The organism is Okeania sp. SIO2C2, from assembly GCF_010692625.1.
Classification (GTDB): Bacteria; Cyanobacteriota; Cyanobacteriia; order Cyanobacteriales; family Microcoleaceae; genus Okeania; species Okeania hirsuta.
Window position 1 is genome coordinate 36,086 of record NZ_JAAHGM010000049.1, and the last position, 18,139, is coordinate 54,224.

15 protein-coding genes and 2 pseudogenes are annotated in these 18,139 nt (G+C 35.1%); 5 read left to right on the top strand and 12 right to left on the bottom strand.

The genetic code is table 11. The annotated features are described in order from the left end of the window. Positions 1-206: 206 nt before the first annotated feature. The 4 genes from F6K18_RS27280 to F6K18_RS27295 all read right to left on the bottom strand — a co-directional run bounded on the left by F6K18_RS27280 (position 207) and on the right by F6K18_RS27295 (position 4,224). Positions 207-347 carry a hypothetical protein gene (locus F6K18_RS27280; protein ID WP_287525458.1) on the bottom strand — a complete coding sequence of 47 codons (141 nt, stop codon included), beginning with the start codon at positions 345-347 and terminating at the stop codon, positions 207-209. Further along, positions 307-1,422, bottom strand: a complete 1,116-nt coding sequence (locus tag F6K18_RS27285) for a hypothetical protein (RefSeq protein ID WP_287525459.1) — start codon at positions 1,420-1,422, stop codon at positions 307-309. Before F6K18_RS27285 ends, F6K18_RS27280 begins: the two co-directional genes overlap by 41 nt. Before the next feature lie 338 nt (positions 1,423-1,760). Further along, complete coding sequence (locus tag F6K18_RS27290) at positions 1,761-2,891, bottom strand: HetZ-related protein 2 (RefSeq protein ID WP_124144294.1); 1,131 nt, start codon at positions 2,889-2,891, stop codon at positions 1,761-1,763. 466 nt (positions 2,892-3,357) lie between these two features. Then, positions 3,358-4,224, bottom strand: a complete 867-nt coding sequence (locus tag F6K18_RS27295; protein ID WP_287525461.1) for a fructosamine kinase family protein — start codon at positions 4,222-4,224, stop codon at positions 3,358-3,360. Positions 4,225-4,780: 556 nt separating this feature from the next. Here F6K18_RS27295 and F6K18_RS27300 point away from each other — a divergent pair. Further along, a pseudogene (locus tag F6K18_RS27300) lies at positions 4,781-5,442 on the top strand (transposase); the annotation flags it as partial. 132 nt (positions 5,443-5,574) lie between these two features. Here the strand turns inward: F6K18_RS27300 and F6K18_RS27305 are convergent. The 4 genes from F6K18_RS27305 to leuB form a co-directional block, all read right to left on the bottom strand. Further along, positions 5,575-6,066: a hypothetical protein gene (locus F6K18_RS27305; protein ID WP_287525463.1), complete on the bottom strand. Its 492-nt coding sequence runs from the start codon at positions 6,064-6,066 to the stop codon at positions 5,575-5,577. 378 nt (positions 6,067-6,444) lie between these two features. Then, complete coding sequence (locus tag F6K18_RS27310; RefSeq protein WP_287525465.1) at positions 6,445-6,597, bottom strand: hypothetical protein; 153 nt, start codon at positions 6,595-6,597, stop codon at positions 6,445-6,447. A 115-nt stretch (positions 6,598-6,712) separates the two neighbouring features. Beyond that, positions 6,713-7,204 (bottom strand): TerB family tellurite resistance protein, encoded by a 492-nt coding sequence (locus F6K18_RS27315; RefSeq protein WP_287525467.1) that lies wholly within the window; start codon positions 7,202-7,204, stop codon positions 6,713-6,715. Between the two features lie 340 nt (positions 7,205-7,544). After that, complete coding sequence (leuB, locus tag F6K18_RS27320; protein ID WP_287525469.1) at positions 7,545-8,621, bottom strand: 3-isopropylmalate dehydrogenase; 1,077 nt, start codon at positions 8,619-8,621, stop codon at positions 7,545-7,547. A 930-nt stretch (positions 8,622-9,551) separates the two neighbouring features. Between leuB and F6K18_RS27325 the strand changes: the two genes are divergently transcribed. Together F6K18_RS27325 and F6K18_RS27330 are read left to right on the top strand one after the other, a co-directional pair. Beyond that, positions 9,552-9,941, top strand: coding sequence for a hypothetical protein (locus tag F6K18_RS27325; RefSeq protein ID WP_287525471.1), 390 nt, complete (start codon positions 9,552-9,554; stop codon positions 9,939-9,941). A gap of 115 nt (positions 9,942-10,056) precedes the next feature. Continuing rightward, positions 10,057-10,434 carry an SH3 domain-containing protein gene (locus F6K18_RS27330; RefSeq protein ID WP_287525473.1) on the top strand — a complete coding sequence of 126 codons (378 nt, stop codon included), beginning with the start codon at positions 10,057-10,059 and terminating at the stop codon, positions 10,432-10,434. Between the two features lie 521 nt (positions 10,435-10,955). Here the strand turns inward: F6K18_RS27330 and F6K18_RS27335 are convergent. Then, complete coding sequence (locus F6K18_RS27335) at positions 10,956-11,399, bottom strand: Uma2 family endonuclease (protein ID WP_353735192.1); 444 nt, start codon at positions 11,397-11,399, stop codon at positions 10,956-10,958. A 614-nt stretch (positions 11,400-12,013) separates the two neighbouring features. After that, the gene (locus F6K18_RS27340; RefSeq protein ID WP_287525475.1) at positions 12,014-13,768 is read right to left on the bottom strand and encodes an ABC transporter ATP-binding protein; all 1,755 of its coding nucleotides are present in this window, start codon (positions 13,766-13,768) and stop codon (positions 12,014-12,016) included. A 463-nt stretch (positions 13,769-14,231) separates the two neighbouring features. Between F6K18_RS27340 and F6K18_RS27345 the strand changes: the two genes are divergently transcribed. Then, positions 14,232-14,564 carry a hypothetical protein gene (locus tag F6K18_RS27345; protein ID WP_287525477.1) on the top strand — a complete coding sequence of 111 codons (333 nt, stop codon included), beginning with the start codon at positions 14,232-14,234 and terminating at the stop codon, positions 14,562-14,564. Positions 14,565-15,019: 455 nt separating this feature from the next. On the opposite strand, the gene F6K18_RS27350 is transcribed toward F6K18_RS27345, so the two are convergent. Together F6K18_RS27350 and pap are read right to left on the bottom strand one after the other, a co-directional pair. Beyond that, positions 15,020-16,006: a YdcF family protein gene (locus F6K18_RS27350; RefSeq protein WP_287525479.1), complete on the bottom strand. Its 987-nt coding sequence runs from the start codon at positions 16,004-16,006 to the stop codon at positions 15,020-15,022. 257 nt (positions 16,007-16,263) lie between these two features. After that, positions 16,264-17,751, bottom strand: coding sequence for a polyphosphate:AMP phosphotransferase (pap, locus tag F6K18_RS27355; protein ID WP_287525481.1), 1,488 nt, complete (start codon positions 17,749-17,751; stop codon positions 16,264-16,266). Between the two features lie 261 nt (positions 17,752-18,012). On the opposite strand from pap, the pseudogene F6K18_RS27360 reads away from it, so the two are divergent. Then, positions 18,013-18,139: pseudogene (locus F6K18_RS27360) on the top strand (photosystem II q(b) protein); the annotation flags it as partial.

An 18,139-nucleotide genomic window follows, 5' to 3' on the forward strand; every position in this document is an offset into this window, starting at 1 on the left:
ATGGAAATTATAGAGGAAGTAGTCGTAAAAATTGTCCCAAGATTTTTCTGCCATAATCATCCCAAAATATTAGCATGCATGATCTTTTTAGACCGAAAACCTTGCACTTTTTAAAGGCAAAAAAAGGCACTTACCAATATCTGTCAGTGCTTTGAAATTTAATCAGCAATCCCTAATTAAGGATAAATACTTACTGTTATGATTACTCAATCACGGCAGCTATGATTTTCTTCTAAAATTCTGTCTCCTGTCTCCTGTCTCCTGACTCCTTCTTCGGTTGCTACATTTTGTCGTGCGGAATGTAGGTTATAAATTTTGATTATTTTGTTGAGAAATAATACATTCAACTTGATGTTCAACATTATTCAGTAAGTTCTGCAAAGTTAACAAGCTATTTAGTTGAAATGGAGCTAGATGTTGACGACAATAAATTTGATTGATTTTAATTTGTAATTGTTTGCCTAATTTCAATGTATCTTGACTCAATAAGTAGAGCTTTTGCTGCTGATAAAATTTTAAAGCAGCTCCTCTTAATACCTGTAGTGTTGCTTGTTCCCCATAAGCTCCTGGCATCACTCTCAAACGTAATAGTAAATGATTATTTTGATAAATTCTTTCAATCTCTACTTGTCGAGGTTTTTTAATGGGAATTGAACTCATTTTTGTCAGAATTTTAAGTTCGTTAATAACACCTTCAATTTTTTCTCGTTCTAGGTTTTCAACTACAGATTTGAGAACTCCATCTTGACTCCAAAGAATTTTTCCTTGTGATTCTTGTTGCTCAAAATAAAGTCTACCAATTCCTGACTCTAAAACACTTACCATTAATTCTCTTAATAACTTTTTAGGCTCTAAATTAGCTATAGCTTCTAAACAGATAGATTTTTGAGATTTAGGTAGTAATAATTCTAAAATATCACATAAATGATTTTGTGATAATTTTTGAGCTTGAGGTTGAAGTTTTTGCTGTTGTGAATCCTGAGTTTTTTTAGTTAAAATTTCTTGATTTGTTGTCTTCTTTTGCTCAGAAAGTTGCTGATTTTCTTCTTTTTTAGTAGATTGATTATTATCAATTTGTTTATGATTATTCTTTGGTAATTTAGGTTGATAAGAACTAGAAATTACAGATTTTTGATAACCAATATAGTTTAAATAAGATGATAATATTGACCTCTGAAACTCAGAAGAAATTTCTTCCATTACCAGGGAACAATTTAAGTAAGATAATAATCGGCGAGCATAATTTGTAGCAGAAGAATCTTTAATGTCAACGACACCAAGTCTGACTCTGCTACCCTCTATAGATAGAGGTAAAATTTGATAGTGTAGACAGGCTTCAAATGGTAATATATTATCAATTAGAGCAAATGTATGGGGATGATCCATTTGCTTTTCCCCATTATTTTTGTTGTATGCGGGCATTATTGAGTTGTTGGTTTGAAACTAATAGAAATCATCTATTTAACGACCGGGATTACAATAGGCAACAACCGTCTTCACTAGAGCTATTGAAGCTGAGTTAATAGAAAAATAGTAAAATCCAGCAGTTACCATATATATTGGTGTAGTTTTACCATGTGCAAAAGATTTCTAAAAAAATTACACTAAATGCGCCAATTACATAGTCCAAGTATCTAAACACTTAAATATTTTATACGCTACTTATTAACAATATATTATCCTAAAAATTTACAGACTCAATTAATATTTGAATAATCTTGGTTAAATTATCCTAGCTACAATCTTAGTCTTGATGGGAGCTAAGAACTATTTCGTAAGGATTGAGCAGATAAGTATAGTTTAGTCCATTCACTAACAACTTGGTTAATTCTCAAGTTTAAGTGTTTAGCAATTTCCTCTAAACTGGTACCTGATTTTAAGCCTTCAATTAAATGACGTTGTTGAGGATTAAGATTTTGCCAATATTCTTGCCATTGATGAGAAGTCAAACCTAAGCCATGCTCATTCAGAGAAATTTCTAACCAACTAGCTACTAATTCTGGTTGTTGTTTAACCGCAAAAACACGAATTGCATGATAACTGACCTTTTCTCGTAACCTATATACTTGTCTGATAGGCATATCTAAAGCTTGAGCAATTTCCTCTTGAGTATTGCCTCGAAGATAAAGCTTTAACCATTCTGCTGCCTTGGAATCAACTTTTTCCACCAAATATTTCTCAAATTCCTCCTGGACTTTAGAGCGAAGTAAATGTTGTTGCTCCATTTCTTCAGTATCTTGATACCCTGAAGTCACTACAGCATCCAACAAACTCACTCGGTCTTCCGTATCACCAGGACTAATATCTTCCGAGATTAATTTAACCCATTCTTTTACAGGTACTTGAGTTAGGCCACCTCTTTGAGTTCGACGTAGATAATTAACAAATCTATATACCAGTAATGGCTGATTGCGAATCGGTCTAATACAATATTCTTCTACACTGGCTAATAATAGAGAGTTGCGGAGATTAGGATTTTTTGTACATTCACTGATTTTGGCCATTTGTTGCTGTAGGTAGCGATCGCTATTGAGCATCTCTTGGATCACTTCCTGTAGGACATCTATTACACTTCGTTGGCGATCGCGACTGGTATTTACCCATGCTCGTATTTTTTGTCGCAGCATCACTAGGCCACTCAAGCGTTGCAGTAAGTTTCGATAAGCTCGCTCTGGCGGAATGTCCAAATATCTTTGTTTTAGAATTCGATAAAGAAACTCTCTCCCTTTAGATGCCATTGCCCTTTGAGTAGGAGTCAGCTCGTCTAAGCGACTAGGATTATTCCCCAATAGCCAGCAAATAATACTTTTGTGGACATCTGAGCTATGGTTTGGGTAGTCTTCCTGAAGTTTGGTTTTCCACTCTTGTTCCAGTGCTTGGGCCAAAGTCATGAGATTTTTAATTCTATGTATTTAATTCTAGCTTTTGCCAGAATCTACCTCTGCCAGATTCTATTCAAAAGCTATATTTTCAGTCATTCTATCAATATTTCTGACTACTGATTTAATATGCAGTTTGGATTGATTTGGAGGGGACTTCTCAGCACGGAAGAGTCATAAATCAGGAATCAGTCCTCAGGAGTCAGTCCTCAGGAGTCAGGAGGGAAGAAAGAAGAAGGAACAGATTATCTCTATGAAGCCAAATTAATAATTATTGGAGAAGGTGGCGCTGGTAAAACTACTCTAGCTAAGAAAATTCAAAAGTTATATCCAGATGGATTACCAGAATGGGTAAAGCCAATTCAAGAGCTAATTCCAGCTCAACAAAAAGAAAATAAATCCGGTGAGTGACATTTGTACATTAGAGTATTTCTGTTAGCAATAATACCCAAAAATTACTATCTATTGAGTAGAAAACTTATGATAAAAGTTGCTGAATCATACGTTCTGCCTGAGAAGCATAACCACCACGAAATAGATTAAAATGATTGAGAATATGATACAAATTATAAAGAGTTTTACGTTGTTGATAACCGTCATCTAAAGGCCAGGCTTGATTGTAACCACGATAAAAAGCACTGGGAAAACTACCAAATAATTCAGTCATGGCAATATCAACTTCGCGATCGCCCCAATAAGTGGCCGGGTCAAAAATTACTGGTTCCCCATCCACAGTTACTCCAGCATTTCCTCCCCACAAATCACCGTGAACCAGAGAAGGTTGTGGTTGATGACCTGCCAATAATTCTGGAATGATTTTTAGTAGGCGATCGCCCTGAGTAAAAGTACCACCCCGACGTTTTGCTAACTTGAGCTGATAACCAATGCGGTTTTCTGCCCAAAATTCTGCCCAGTCTGCATTCCAATTATTAATCTGGGTTGTGGAACCGATAGTATTGTTGATGTCCCAACCAAATTCACTTTTACCCTGATAGTGATGTAAAGCTGCTAAGTTACCTCCCATCTCTTCCCAAGATTTCTCCTGACCGCGACCACCTAAGTCTAGCCATTCCAAGACTATATAAGAATTATTTCCCTCTGTTCCAGAGCATAAGGGTTTTGGAACTCGAATAGTCTGAGTTTCCCACATTTGCTTTAACCCCAAAGCTTCTGCTTCAAACATTGCTATCTGGGAAGCTTGATTAAGTTTGACAAAATAGTTGCGACTGCCATTGGTGAGTTTATAACCACTGTTGATGCAACCTCCTCCAACTGAAGAATGGTTAGTAACTTCAAAATTTTCGGCCGTTACTTGAGTGATATGTTCGGCAATTTTTTTCCACATACATATACAGTCCTATATTTAATAATTTTTTTTTAAAAAGCCAAAAATTAGCTATTGTGCTATACGCAATAGTATAAGGTGAAGTCTTCACAGAAACTGAACTACAGGTCATTTCTATTTGCCAGACCAGAAAAATCTGACTCCTGAGCAGTTATTAATTTTTACATTTTTAAAAGTTGAAAAAATCTCTATTGCTATATACGCAATAGTAGAGACTCAAGTCTTTACAGAAACTGAACTACAGGTCATTTCTATTTCCCAGACCAGGAAAATCTGACTCCTGAGCAGTTATTAATTTTTACATTTTTAAAAGTTGAAAAAATCTCTATTGCTATATACGCAATAGTAGAGACTCAAGTCTTTACAGAAACTGAACTACAGGTCATTTCTATTTGCCAGACCAGAAAAATCTGACTCCTGAGCAGTTATTAATTTTTACATTTTTAAAAGTTGAAAAAATCTCTATTGCTATATACGCAATAGTAGAGACTCAAGTCTTTACAGAAACTGAACTAGAAGGAATTTCTATTTCCCCAGACTTGGAAAGAATTGGAATAAAGATGTAAAAGAAAATCCAGAAGCTAAATTAGCAGACAGAGCTAAAAAATTTGGAGTTAATCCTACAGCTATATTTTATGCGTTGAAAAGAATGAAAATTACTCTTATTAAAAAACAACTTCGTTATAGATAAAGAAATAGAGAAGAAAGAATAAAATATGATCATAAACTACGAAAATTTATCAAAAAAATTGGAAGTTAAAGCCTTTTCTTTCTTGATTAATTAGGATTTAAAGAGAATCAAAACTGTATTTATCCCTGGTCAAAAAAAGGGAAAAAAGTTGATGGTGAGCAAGAAGGAAAACGAGGAAAAAGAGAAAATTTAGTAGCCGGGAGAAGAAAAAAGGAAAAAGATTTAATTGCACCAATTATATTTCAAGGAACCCTGAATGCAGTGGGGTTTAAACACTGGTTAAATAAACATTTATTACCATCATTAAAAAATCCCAATGTACTAATTATGAATAATGCACCAATCCATAGAAAAAATCTGATTAGAGAATTAGGAGAAGCAGGAGTCATCAATTACTATTTTTGCCAAAATACTCTCCTGATTTAAATGATATAGAGCATGATTTTAGTGCATTAAAGATATCTATAATGTATTCACCTATTAACACATCTCTTGATGAAAATATTCGTAATTATTGTGCTAAATAATGTCTCATTCTTATTTAAAATAACTATATCTATCTAGTCTATATCGACTTGCAAATATGAGTTATTTGAATTAATAAAGCAGGCTTTTCCTCAAAACCTGCTGCCTGAAATACTGGCTAATAATTGTACTAACTATAAAGTTTCAGTATGAATTAGCGCTTTCAGCAAACTCTCAACCTTTTCCTCCATCTCTACTAATATATTTAGAGATAGGGTAATATCATCTTCGACTCCCAACAATTTAGCCGCTTTTTTGACAGCTTCTTTCTCTTGTTTTGCGTAATCTTTATCAGCACGAGCCATTTTAATGGCGTTATACAGCAATATTCTTGGTGTTGACAAGCCAGGAACATCTGATTTTATCTTGGGCAACAAGTCTTCCAACTGAGCATTCTTGTAGTCAAATTCTTTGTATTTTTCTATAGCTTCTTCAGGAGCGCCAATCATCCGTTGATGATTTATTAACCAATTCATCTCTGCTTCTGGCACATCCCCATCAGCTCCAGCAATAGCGAGCAACGCATACCCAAAATTAAGATATGCTTCAAACGGAGCAGAAGAAACACCCTGAGTCCTTTTTAGGTATTCTGAGCCTCCGATCATTTGCTCTTCATTTGTTGCCATAATTTGTTTCCTTTTCCTATTTATTCAAGTTGAGTTTACTGTACTGACAATTTTTGAGCGTCACTGTCAGTATAGGAAAGCCATTATAGTTAGCTATTCAGCTTGCCTTACTTCTGGTTAAGTGTATAGGGCTATAGTAGGAGATTATCTCTATAAATTATCAATTATTTTTCCTGTTCCCTGTTCCCTCTTTTCTTAGAGATATTTAGTGTATATAGACTTGTAAATATGAGTTATTTGAATAAAAAAAAAGTGACATTGCTGAGGGGCGGGATGAATATAGAACCCATTTGATAGCTATATAATTATGGTAGTCAAGTCTTTTCGCGCATCAATGAGTGAGGAAAAATCATCTGAAGGAGTGTTGAATTTTTTGTATTATTTCTCCTCACATCTTACCTCCTGTCTCCTGTCTCCTGTCTCCTGTCTCCTAGCTAAATTAATATTTATGAAGATACGATCGGGGGTTCTATAAGTGGGGTGGGTATCCTGCCAAGGAGTGAAAATATCAGGAACGGGCAAGATGCCCATTCCACTCCCACAAAACTATTAAAATCCCAAGCGCATTTATGCAACGCCAAAAAAGCAGGCTTTTCCTTTTCCGAAAAACCTGCTGTCTAGAATACTGACTAATAATTTCGCCTAACTATAATGTTTCAGTATGGATCAGTGCCTTCAGCATACTCTCAACTTTTTCTTCCATCTCTACTAATATATTTAGAGATAGAGTAATATCATCTTCAACTCCCAACAATTTAGCCGCTTTTTTTACAGCTTCTTGCTCCTGTTTTGCGTAATCTTTATCGGCCCGAGACATTTTAATGGCATGATAAAGCAATGTTCTTGGTGCTGACCAAGTAGGAACATCTGTTTTGATCTTGGGCAACAGGTCTTCCAACTTGGCATTCTTGTAGTCAAATTCTTTGTATTTTTCTATTGCTTCTTCAGGAGCGCCAACCATTCGTTGATGATTTATTAACCAGTTCATCTCTGCTTCTGGGACATCCCCATCAGCTCCAGCAATAGCGAGCAACGCATACCCATAATTAAGATATGCTTCAAACGGAGCGGAAGAAATACCCATAGTTCTTTTCAGGTATTCCGAAGCTCCGATAATTTGCTCTTCATTTGTTGTCATAATTTGTTTCCTTATTCCTATTTGTTCAAGTCGAAAGGAAAGCCAATGCTGTTATACCAATTTCATAAAATATTGCTACAGTGGTTTTATCTGCTGGTGGGAATTTAGAGATTAATAATGTAACGACCTTTTTTGAATTTGGTATTAGCTATTCAGTTTGGCTTAGTCCTGGTAATTATATAGCGCTATAGTGGAAAATTATCAAAATAATTGGGTCGCGCCACCCCGCATTTTAAGGCGAAATGTTTTCGGGGGTGGCTTAAATCCCCATTACAAAAACAACTTTTGACTTCTGACTTCTGACTTCTGAATTCTGAATTCTTTAACCCTATATCTTTGCTTAACTCAAAACTTTCAACAAAACCTCTGCCATTTCTTTACATCCGACTTGTTTCATTCCTTCGGACATAATATCCCCAGTCCGATAACCCAAATCTAATACTTGCAACACCGCTTCTTCAATTTTATCTGCTGCAGCAGGTTGCTCTAGAGCATAACGTAACATCATTGCCACACTCAGGACTTGTGCCAAAGGGTTCGCCTTATCTTGACCCGCAATATCTGGAGCAGAACCATGAACGGGTTCAAATACTCCTGGACCAGAAGCACCGAGACTCGCCGAAGGTAACATCCCAATACTTCCTGTCAACATCGCAGCAGCATCAGAGAGAATATCGCCAAATAAATTTCCTGTGACAATAGTATCAAATTGTTTTGGCCAACGAACAAGTTGCATCGCAGCATTATCTACATATAGATGAGATAACTCCACATCTGGAAATTCCGAGGACATTTGAGTCATGCGATCGCGCCAAAACTGAGACACTTCCAACACATTCGCTTTATCTACCGAACACAACTTACCGCCACGTTTTTGAGCTGTCTCAAATCCCACTTTAGCAATACGGTCAATTTCTGACTCAGTATAGGCCATCGTATTAACACCGCGCTTTTCTCCTGTCTCTGTCTCAAATACACCCTTGGGCATACCAAAATATACTCCACCTGTTAATTCTCGTACCACCATGATGTCCACTCCTTCAACAATTTCTCGTTTGAGGCTAGAAGCATCTATTAATTGGGGCAAAATTTTAGCTGGCCGTAAATTAGCAAATAATCCTAATCCGGACCGTAGTCCTAATAATCCAGTTTCTGGTCGTTGATGGCGCGGTAAATTATCCCACTTGTAACCGCCGATCGCTGCTAAGAGTACGGCATCACTATTGCGACATTTTTCGAGAGTTTCTTTCGGTAGGGGTTCTCCTGTAGCATCGATAGCAACTCCACCGATAGGAGCTTCTTGAAATTCAAAGTTAAGGTTAAATTGGTTGCCAATAACTTTTAGGACATCTACCGCCACTGTCATAATTTCAGGGCCAATGCCGTCACCAGGGAGTAGAGTAATGCGGTAGTTCATAATGTTCTATGTTTTAATTTTCTACGAGTGAGTTTGTGATTGAACTCAATATTAACTATATATAGCAATCCTAAATAGGTCGTGACAAATCAAAAAGTCAATAAAAAAACTGAAACTCTTACCTGTTCCCAGTTAAGTGTTCCCTAAAAAGCAGTAAGATTTTTGACACGAATAAAATAGGATTGCTATAGCAATTTTTATTAGGGATAAAATAGAAATATTTGGTTTTTAAGGAACAGAAAATTAGAACAATAAGTCTTCTTTAAGAAAGGTTGATAAATGCTGGATTACAATTTGAGTAGAAATTCCCATATTTCTATAAAATATAGCAATCCTAAATAGGTCGTGACAAATCAAAAAGTCAATAAAAAAGCTGAAAGTCTTACCAGTTAAGTGTTCCCAGTTAAGTGTTCCCTAAAAAGCAGTAAGATTTTTGACACGAATAAAATAGGATTGCTATAGTTTTTTATAGCGTTTCCCAAGGTCGTGAGGTACAGTTATCTTTTTGTCTTTTTATTCCCTGTTCCCTGTTCCCAGATCCGGTGTTCCCTCAAGCCTAAAATTTTGTACCTTACGCTTTTTGGGAATTGCTATATCAAGATTATATGATATTATTTTTCGGGCATATCTAGTGATTAATTTTTATTAATTTTATTTCCATTCCTAGTAAGATTATTTTAAAATTATTATATATATTTTGGCTGTAATAATTTTTTACTATCTAGTGTTTGTGTTTTCAAATGATTCGTAAAGTTCTAGGGTCTTGAAAGACTTGCTAAATATGGATATTGAGTTTACATCTCAAATAAAGATGCTATATATGAAGTCTAAGTTCAGTTGAAGACTACAAATTTTATTTTCAGTTATTAATCTCACTTAAATTAGACAGAGTATAACATAAAATATCCAGTCAAATTTAATTAATTTAAAATGAATAAACCATTATTTCTGCTGAATAAATTGATGATAATTCTGGCACTGCCTATTATTTTAGTTAGCCTGGTTGGTTTTAATAATAAAACTCAGGCTCAAACTGAAGAAAAGCGTGCTGCTTGTGTCTTAGTTGATTTTGATGGTCGAATTAGGGCTTCAGGACCTTGCGATGTTAAAATAACTAAAAGTAATACTGGTGTAGAATTTGATATTGAATGGGATGGTTCTATAAGAACTCAGTTCTCTATGAGAGAATTTCCTACTGATGGAACTTATAGCGTAGAAATTAGCAATGGAGGAAGAGCTAGTATGAAAGTTGAGAAAGAAGGTTCAGTATTTATTTTGAGAAGCAGCAGTGGTTTTAGAGGCAGAGTAATATTTCCATAAAATAGCAATTAGACAAAATAAATTGATTAGGTATCAGCAAAATTTTTCTAGGCTTAAGTTTTTACTTATTTTATTATTTATCTACTAATCTTGAACTATTATCTTGTGATTAACAATGAATATTAAGCTACAATTTTCAACTATCATCTCTCTAATTTTCCTTTTTTTCTTGGGTGTAAAAATTTTCTCTACTAATACATCCCATGCTGCATATAAATCACAAATATCAAATCAAATTTTAACTGAACAAAATGATAAGTTTTTATTAGCTGCTGGTGGTAGTTGTGAAGTATCAATGCCAAGTTTTTCTACAAATGAACGTCTTGTTCTGAATGTCCGAGAAGTACCTAATGGTAATATTGTTGGTACAGTTGATGATGGAGATACAGTAAAGTTAGAAACTGCCGATGGTATCGAAGGTTTATTTTGGGTGAAGATTATTGAACCAGTTACAGGATATGTTTGGACAGAATATTTGACAAATTGTAATTGAAGAAGGCAGCGGGAGCTGTTTGCGCAGCATGACAAACGGAAAGGGAAAATTGCTGATCAAAATAATTGGGTTTAAAACCCCGCCTTTTAAGGCGAAATGTTTTTGGAGACTTGCTCAAATCCCCGTTACAAAAGTAACTTCTGTACGTCGCCAATCCGACGGTTCCTCCTATCTAACTTCTAACTTCTAACTTCTGAATTCGTTAAGGGTAGTCTTCGACGCGCCACTTAGTGTCTACAAACCCCAAACAATTTTCAGCACCTCCGTTGATGGTGAGGTATTAAACCCGCAAAAGAAAAGATAATTTTTTGATCATAAATGGAATTACTACAGAGATTTTCTCAATTTTTCCATTGATTTTCTATTCCCTATTCCCTACTCTCTACTTCCTACTCCTCAAATTCAACTTCTTCGTAAATATCCTGTAAAGATATTCCAGATTCAACAGAACTTAAATACAAAATATCTTCTGGATTACTAAATTCTGATAATAACCATTTTCCTTCTTCAGTCTTGCTAAATTATTCTACATGATTCCTATATTGGTCAATCAAAATATATTCTTGAAAACTATTCATACTTCGGTAATACTCAAATTTTTTTCCTCGGTCATAGCTTTCTGTAGAATTTGATAATATTTCTACAATTATCAGAGGATTAATAATAGTATCTCGTCTATTTTCAGCATAGACTAATGGAGTATTAACAACCATTACATCTGGATAAGTATAAAGTTTAGATTCATCTATCCATAAACGTAAATCAGTCATAAATACTCGATATGGTTTACCTTTTAGTGCATATTTCAGCGCTGAACTAAAGTTGAGAGATATTAAATTGTGATTTGGCGTGCATCCAACTATTTGAATTATTTCCCCCTGACGATATTCACTTCTAAATTCTGCTGCTTCTTCCAGTTCTAAATACTCTTCAGTAGAGTAATATTTTTGCTCAGTTGCCAGCATAATTTTCTCCTTTCTTGTTTTTGAATTTTAATTGAATTATATCAACTTGATAAATGTTTGCTACAAATAGCTAGGCTATTTCTTAGGAGTCAGGAGTCGTATGGGAATGGCTTCAATACCAGTTTTTAGGTCGTAAATCCTCTTTTTATCTTGGTGCGCTACAAGGTGCGACTGGCATCGTCGCGGAGTCGCACCGCTCTCTTGGTCGAGGGATGGCGAGGGAACCCGCTCTTGACAGAGCCGCTGCGCTAACGCCATCCCACCCTACGGGAAGCTACGCTAACGACCGCTTTGTCAAAGGGACATTTCCGGCAAAATCTTGTGGTCGCACTTATTATTCGTATTATTCGTAACATTCTTTTTTCCAATTGGTATGATACCAAATTCAAAAAATATAGTTATATTATAATAACAGTAAAAGACTCAAACCCCGCCTTTAAAAGCGGAGTTTAAATATATGCTATTTAAATGAATATAAAAATCAATCCACCCTCAAAGTATATCAACAATTAGATAATTTAATAAACTACGTTAAATCAATTATGGAGTGGTATTTATTGAATGTAAAATCAAAGATTTATAATTTACATCTCCTGACTCCTGACTCCTGAATTCTATTCTAATAACTGCTTTAATTTTTGCTGATTCCAAAGTAATTGATATAATCCAGTTTGCTCTACTAATTCTGCATGATTTCCAATTTGTACAATTTTCCCTTTATCCATGACAAAAATTCTATTAGCAGTAGCAGCAGCAGACATTTGATGAGAGATAAAAATTACAGTTTTCTTTTGAGTTCCAGTTGATAAATTTTGTAAAATATGAGTTGCTGTCTGATTATCTACGCTGGAAAGTGCATCATCTAAAATTAATATTGGAGCATCAACTAATAAGGCTCTTGCTAATGCTGTTCTTTGTCTTTGTCCCCCTGATAAAGTAATCCCTCTTTCTCCAACTATAGTTTCATATTGTTGGGGAAAGTTGAGAATTTCTGCGTGAATTTGTGCTTGTTTAGCAGCAGTTTCTATTTCTATTTGTTCAGCTAATGGGTCGCCATAACGGATGTTATTTTTAATTGTTGTACTGAAGAGAAAACTTTCTTGGGGAACGTAGGCGATCGCCTGTCGTAAATCTGTTAATTTTAGTTGAGTTATGTCATAGCCATCTATAAATAGTTGGTCAATATTAATATCTAAAAGTCGAGGTAATGTATTGGCTAAAGTTGATTTTCCAGCACCAATAGATCCGACTATAGCTATAGTTTCTCCTGGTTGAATCAGAAAATTAATGTTGTCTAAAGCTGGTGTTTTACTACCGGGATAAGTATATGTTAATCCTTGGCTTTTTACCCAACCTTTTACTACTTTTGGAAAATCTAGAGGTGATTCATGGTCTTTAATTTTTGGTTCAACTGTGAGAATAGCTTCTATGCGGTCAATACTTACTTCCCCTCTTTGATAAGCAGTAATGGTAAAACCTAGTAATGCGGTGGGAAAAACTAAACGCTCAACATAAAGAATTAAAGCTACAAAATTACCAACTGTTAATTCACCATTTTCTAGGTAGATCGATCCATTCATTAGCAATATTAATAAGCTTGAACTGGCTAAACTAACTAGAATAGGAAAAAGAATATTACGAGTTTTAGCCAACTCTAAGTTGGCCTCTAAAAGTCGCTGATTATAATCGCTAAAACCTTGTCGCTCATTTTCTTCTTGAGCATAAATTTTGATTAGAGAAATACCATTCATATCCTCTTGAATCAAATCGCTCATATTAGAAAGTTCTTCTTGCACAGCTAATTGTTGACTCTGCAATTTATTACTAAATATTTTCACCAGTATTAGCATGATAGGATAAACAGAAATTGCTAATAGAGTTAACCGCACATTAATAGAAAGCATAACTGGCATAGTTAAACCATAAGCAAAAATTGTATTGCTAATACTTAATACTGCAAAACCTAATAGTCTACGGATATTATCAACATCACTTGTGGCGCGGTTGATTAAATCTCCTATTGTATTATTACTAAAGTAGGATGGTTCTAATTTTAAGAGTCGATTAAAAATCTTTTGTTTGAGGTCAAATTCAACCTGTCTCCCTACTCCAAATATGAGTATGCGCGATACTATTCTAATTACCCACATAATGGAGGCAAAAATTATAATTGCTACTACATAGTATAAAAATTCATCAATTTTGGTTGCTACTTTTAAATCATCTATTGCTTGACTAATTAATTTGGGAATATAGATTCCTAAACTATTGACTATTAGTAGAGAAAAAATTCCTAATGATGACTTTTTCCAGTGGGGACGTAAGTAGGAGGCTAATTTTTGAAGTCGTAATTGACAAGATTGAGGCATAGTAGTGATTTTAGATTTTAGATAATGTTATGATTGTAGATATAGCAGAAGGAAGAAGGAAGAAGGAAAAAGGCGTTTAGTTATCTATCAGAGGAGGAAAAATCAGGCTATGTCTGAGTTTTAAGCTTTTGATCTGTCCTAACCTTTCCTTCCACTGGTATAGTTTAAAGATACAAAAAAAATTAAATTAAAAATCAATGAAAAAAATGTTAGTTCTTGTTAAAAATGAGCTGTATCAATTGAAGAAGAAAAAAGGTAGATAGGGATACTAAAAAGTTGCAGTTCTGCGTTTACAAACTCCAACCAATTGGAGACACCGAGGGTGAATTGTGAGGTATTAAATCTATAAAGGAAAAGATAAATATATGACTCCTAAATAATTTTGTCTGAAATTAAACTCAAAATATTACTAAAATTATCTTAAATCTTAACCATAATATTTGCCACAATAGGAATAACAGATATGGGCAAGCAATTTTCTCTTTCATTTGATGTAAAAGACGATAACACTATCGAAACTGAATCTATTAAAGTCAAACTCGAATCTCCCAAAAAGAAACCGCCAACAGCACCTCCCGGACAAGATTTTGTGAGAATATTATTATTTATATTTTTAGGTGTTTGGTTGATTGTTACTTTTTTAGTGCCAGGTGGTAAAAAAAGCATAAATCAGCAGCCATCTACTCCTGCTTCTCCTGCTTCTCCTGCTTCTCCTTCTAATTCACAGAACAATCCAACAACTACATCCTCTAGTAATTATGACCCATTAGAAATAATATCTTTTGAAGAAGATTAAGGTAAATTCACTACTGATTATTTAGTTAATTTTTTTAAAAAAATTATCATCAAAATCATTATTAAATATAATAAAAATGCCCCTCTGCTATTCAAAATTTTTGAGGGGCATAAATTTAGATTTTGTATAGCGCTTCACACAGTTCCTGCAATTTGTAAATATACCAAAACGCACTGCTATAAATTTTGTTTGAGCAACAACAATGCGTAAGCATTCAGTGGTCAGCTATTAGTGCTTCAGCAATTAATTTTGGGGAAGGTAAAAGCAACCTTTGAAATTGAGGAAAGAATAAAAAGTTACTGCTATGGGTTCCCTTGTCAAACCTGAGAAGTAATTATTTATTACTAATAGCTGTTTGCGTAGCATCCCGCAGGGAAGCGCTGACTGCTAATAGCTGTTTGGGCAGAATTCCGCAGGAAATGCTTACAACAATATAATTAGATGAAAATACTTCCTCAAAAACCAGGAGCTAACCAACCGCGTAAGAAATAGTAAAATAAAGCTAAATATTCTTCCCAAACTTCTGTAGTTAGTAAAAGTGCTTGAGCATTGGGTAGAAAATCTGCTAGTACAAAACGATAGGAAGAATCTTCATAAGGATTTACAGTATTAAAATCTGTTGGAGCTGGAATAACCCTCATCCCTATATCAGTAAAAGTTAAACTAGCACGACGAATATTAACAGCAGAAGTAACAAGAATAACTGTAGGGTCTAAACCTCTTGCATCCAAAATATCCCTTGTTTCAATTGCACTTTCATAGACAGTCCTTCCATCTGGTTCTAGAATAATAGCCCGTCTTGGAACACCCAATTCAATTAAAATTTTCTTGATATCTACAGCTTCAACTGTACTATTATCATCTCCAATTCTCGGACCAGCACTTACTATAATATAGGGAGCTAAACCTTTCTTATATAGTTGAGATGCGTAAATAATTCGCTCTGCTGTTTTAGTAAGCTGAATTTGTATTCTGTCTGGTATTACTGGCTGAGTTGTTCCCTGACCTAATAATACAATTGCATCTGCTTTTTCGTCACAACAAGCTGATACAGAAACAAGTTCTATAGCATCTTCTTCTGCTTGTTGAGCTGCCCATACAGCAAATACTGGCGAGCTAGAAATTATCAGAACTATTAAAGCTGTAATAATCAGAGTTGGAGCTGGACTTTTTATCCCCCCATTCGATATGAGGGTAGTGGCATAGATCAAAAGTATAATCGAAAAACCAAGTGGTTTAAAAGCAAAAGCCAGAAACCTAAAAACAGCAGCTCCTACTGGACTATCTGGTGCATAAAATGCCAGTATTAACAGAATAATTGAAAATACTAACAACAACTTAGATATCAAGTTTTTCTTATCACCACCGGTACTATCCCAGAGTGACTTAATTATACAAATTAACAGTATTAAGAATACTATTCTTGTTAAAATTATCAGCATAATTTTTTTATTTTTTTCCTTAGAAAAGTTTGATTGTTTGCTTAATCAGCTAACTTGATTGATGGAGCCTTTCTCATAACATAAAAAATAAGGCGTTGCTGAATGATTGTATAATTTTTAGTGGTCAGTAATCAGTAGTTAATAGTCATTAGTTAGTAGTTAAAAGAGAAGCTCTATTTTTACTTACTATTAATACCTACTCACTCATCAGTTTCATACCTTATTTCAGCGAAGCCAAAAATAAAAATCAACTTATTTTATCGGTACTTAAGTTGAGCGTTAATTGCTTCCGTCACTGCTTGGATTACTTTAACACGAGCATAATACTTATTATCGCCCGCAATTAAAGTCCAAGGTGCAGTTGCCGTGCTTGTACGCTGAACCATTTGATTAACAGCTACTTCATAAACTTCCCACTTTTCTCGATTGCGCCAATCTTCCTCTGTAAGCTTATACTGCTTAAATGGGTCATTTTGCCGTTCAGTAAATCGCCTTAATTGTTCCTCCTGACTAATATGTAACCAAAACTTGACCAAAACATAACCTGCGCTGGTCAATTGTCCCTCAAACTCATTAATTTCCTGATATGCACGTTGCCATTCTGACTCCGTAGCAAATCTTTCCACCCGCTCCACCAAAACTCGACCATACCAACTGCGGTCAAAAATACCAATATTTCCTGCTTCTGGCAACTGTTTCCAAAACCGCCAGAGATAATGATAGGATTTTTCTGACTCCGTTGGTGCAGCAAAAGCATTAACTACATAACTACGAGGGTCTAAATTATCCGTTAATCTTTTAATTGCCCCACCCTTACCCGCAGCATCCCAACCCTCAAACATGACCAGCACAGGGATTTGATGTTTGTAAATTTCCAATTGCAGTTTATTCAAAAGCACTTGCTGCTGCCGTAGAGATTTTTTATACTGCTTTGGAGATAAGCTTTGGGTCAAATCTACTTCAGCTAAAAAATCTGGTTCCCTTGATTTGAGTTGTTCTTGAAGAGGATTTCTGAGTGGTGCGGCCTGCATAAGCAGTCTATCCAAAGCTTGGTTCAAAGTTGAGGCCATTTCTGTCAGCACTTTAATTCTTGCCCAACGTTGAGAGTTTCCTTCTACCAATGTCCAGGGAGCAAATTCTGTGTTAGTATGAATCAGCATTTCTTCGGCAAAAGCAGTATATTGTTTATAATTTTTTGCTTGTTGCCAGTCTTCACTTCTGACACGCCAAGCTTTTAAAGAATCAGCAGCAGTTTTTTTTAAACGCTTTTTCAATTCTTTTTTGCTCAGATGTATCCAGAATTTAGCGATCGCCACGCCATCATCGACCATCTGACGTTCAAAAGCATTAATTTGTCCTAATCTGATGGGAATTTCTGGTTCTGAAACTCTTTTAAATAATCGCTCTTCCAGGACATGAGTGTACCAGCTATGATAGAAAAATCCAATTTGTCCCGCTCTAGGAAGTCTTTGCCAAAACCTCCACATAAAAGGATATTGTCGTTCTTGTGCTGTAGCAGGCCAAATTGGATGAACCACAAATCCTCGTGGGTCCATATTTCCCACTATTTGTTTAACTAGAGCACCTTTACCAGCAGCGGCCCAACCTTCTAAAACTATCAGCACGGGTAATTTTTTTTGCCAGCAAGCTCTCTGTAGCGATCGTAACTGTCGCATCAGTGCTTCTAGCTGTGTATTATAGGCATCTTTGTGGAGAAAAAGGCTTAGGTCTAGGGTTTCTAACATACATCTTAAAATTGTAGATAGTGGGGAATTTGTGTATATTTAAAATTCATTCATTTAGTTTTGACTTTTTAAGATATATTGTGATGTGCAAATTTTATAAACAAAACTTATAACTTAGTTAAACAACACTATCCTTAACACCCCTTTACAAAACAAAATAAACTAGCTATATTATTAATAACGGGGCAGGAAAATAAATAAACACCTGCACCACCGTACCTCGAAAATTTCATACATACATAACAGCAATCATAAATAATTATGACAACTACCTTACAACAGCGTGAAAACGCCAACGTATGGGAAAAGTTCTGTAGCTGGATCACCAGCACAGACAATCGTTTATACATCGGTTGGTTCGGTGTATTAATGATCCCCACCCTTCTCA

Bases quoted from the DNA above. Each gene is read 5' to 3' on its own strand.
- F6K18_RS27335 (WP_353735192.1), bottom strand. From the start codon at position 11,399: ATGCTGGCAACTGAGCAAAAATATTACTCTACTGAAGAGTATTTAGAA.
- leuB (WP_287525469.1), bottom strand. From the start codon at position 8,621: ATGAACTACCGCATTACTCTACTCCCTGGTGACGGCATTGGCCCTGAA.
- F6K18_RS27305 (WP_287525463.1), bottom strand. From the start codon at position 6,066: ATGGCAACAAATGAAGAGCAAATGATCGGAGGCTCAGAATACCTAAAA.
- F6K18_RS27350 (WP_287525479.1), bottom strand. From the start codon at position 16,006: ATGCTGATAATTTTAACAAGAATAGTATTCTTAATACTGTTAATTTGT.
- F6K18_RS27310 (WP_287525465.1), bottom strand. From the start codon at position 6,597: ATGGGCATCTTGCCCGTTCCTGATATTTTCACTCCTTGGCAGGATACC.
- F6K18_RS27345 (WP_287525477.1), top strand. From the start codon at position 14,232: ATGGGCAAGCAATTTTCTCTTTCATTTGATGTAAAAGACGATAACACT.
- F6K18_RS27330 (WP_287525473.1), top strand. From the start codon at position 10,057: ATGAATATTAAGCTACAATTTTCAACTATCATCTCTCTAATTTTCCTT.
- F6K18_RS27325 (WP_287525471.1), top strand. From the start codon at position 9,552: ATGAATAAACCATTATTTCTGCTGAATAAATTGATGATAATTCTGGCA.
- F6K18_RS27285 (WP_287525459.1), bottom strand. From the start codon at position 1,422: ATGCCCGCATACAACAAAAATAATGGGGAAAAGCAAATGGATCATCCC.
- pap (WP_287525481.1), bottom strand. From the start codon at position 17,751: ATGTTAGAAACCCTAGACCTAAGCCTTTTTCTCCACAAAGATGCCTAT.
- F6K18_RS27315 (WP_287525467.1), bottom strand. From the start codon at position 7,204: ATGACAACAAATGAAGAGCAAATTATCGGAGCTTCGGAATACCTGAAA.
- F6K18_RS27295 (WP_287525461.1), bottom strand. From the start codon at position 4,224: ATGTGGAAAAAAATTGCCGAACATATCACTCAAGTAACGGCCGAAAAT.
- F6K18_RS27340 (WP_287525475.1), bottom strand. From the start codon at position 13,768: ATGCCTCAATCTTGTCAATTACGACTTCAAAAATTAGCCTCCTACTTA.
- F6K18_RS27290 (WP_124144294.1), bottom strand. From the start codon at position 2,891: ATGACTTTGGCCCAAGCACTGGAACAAGAGTGGAAAACCAAACTTCAG.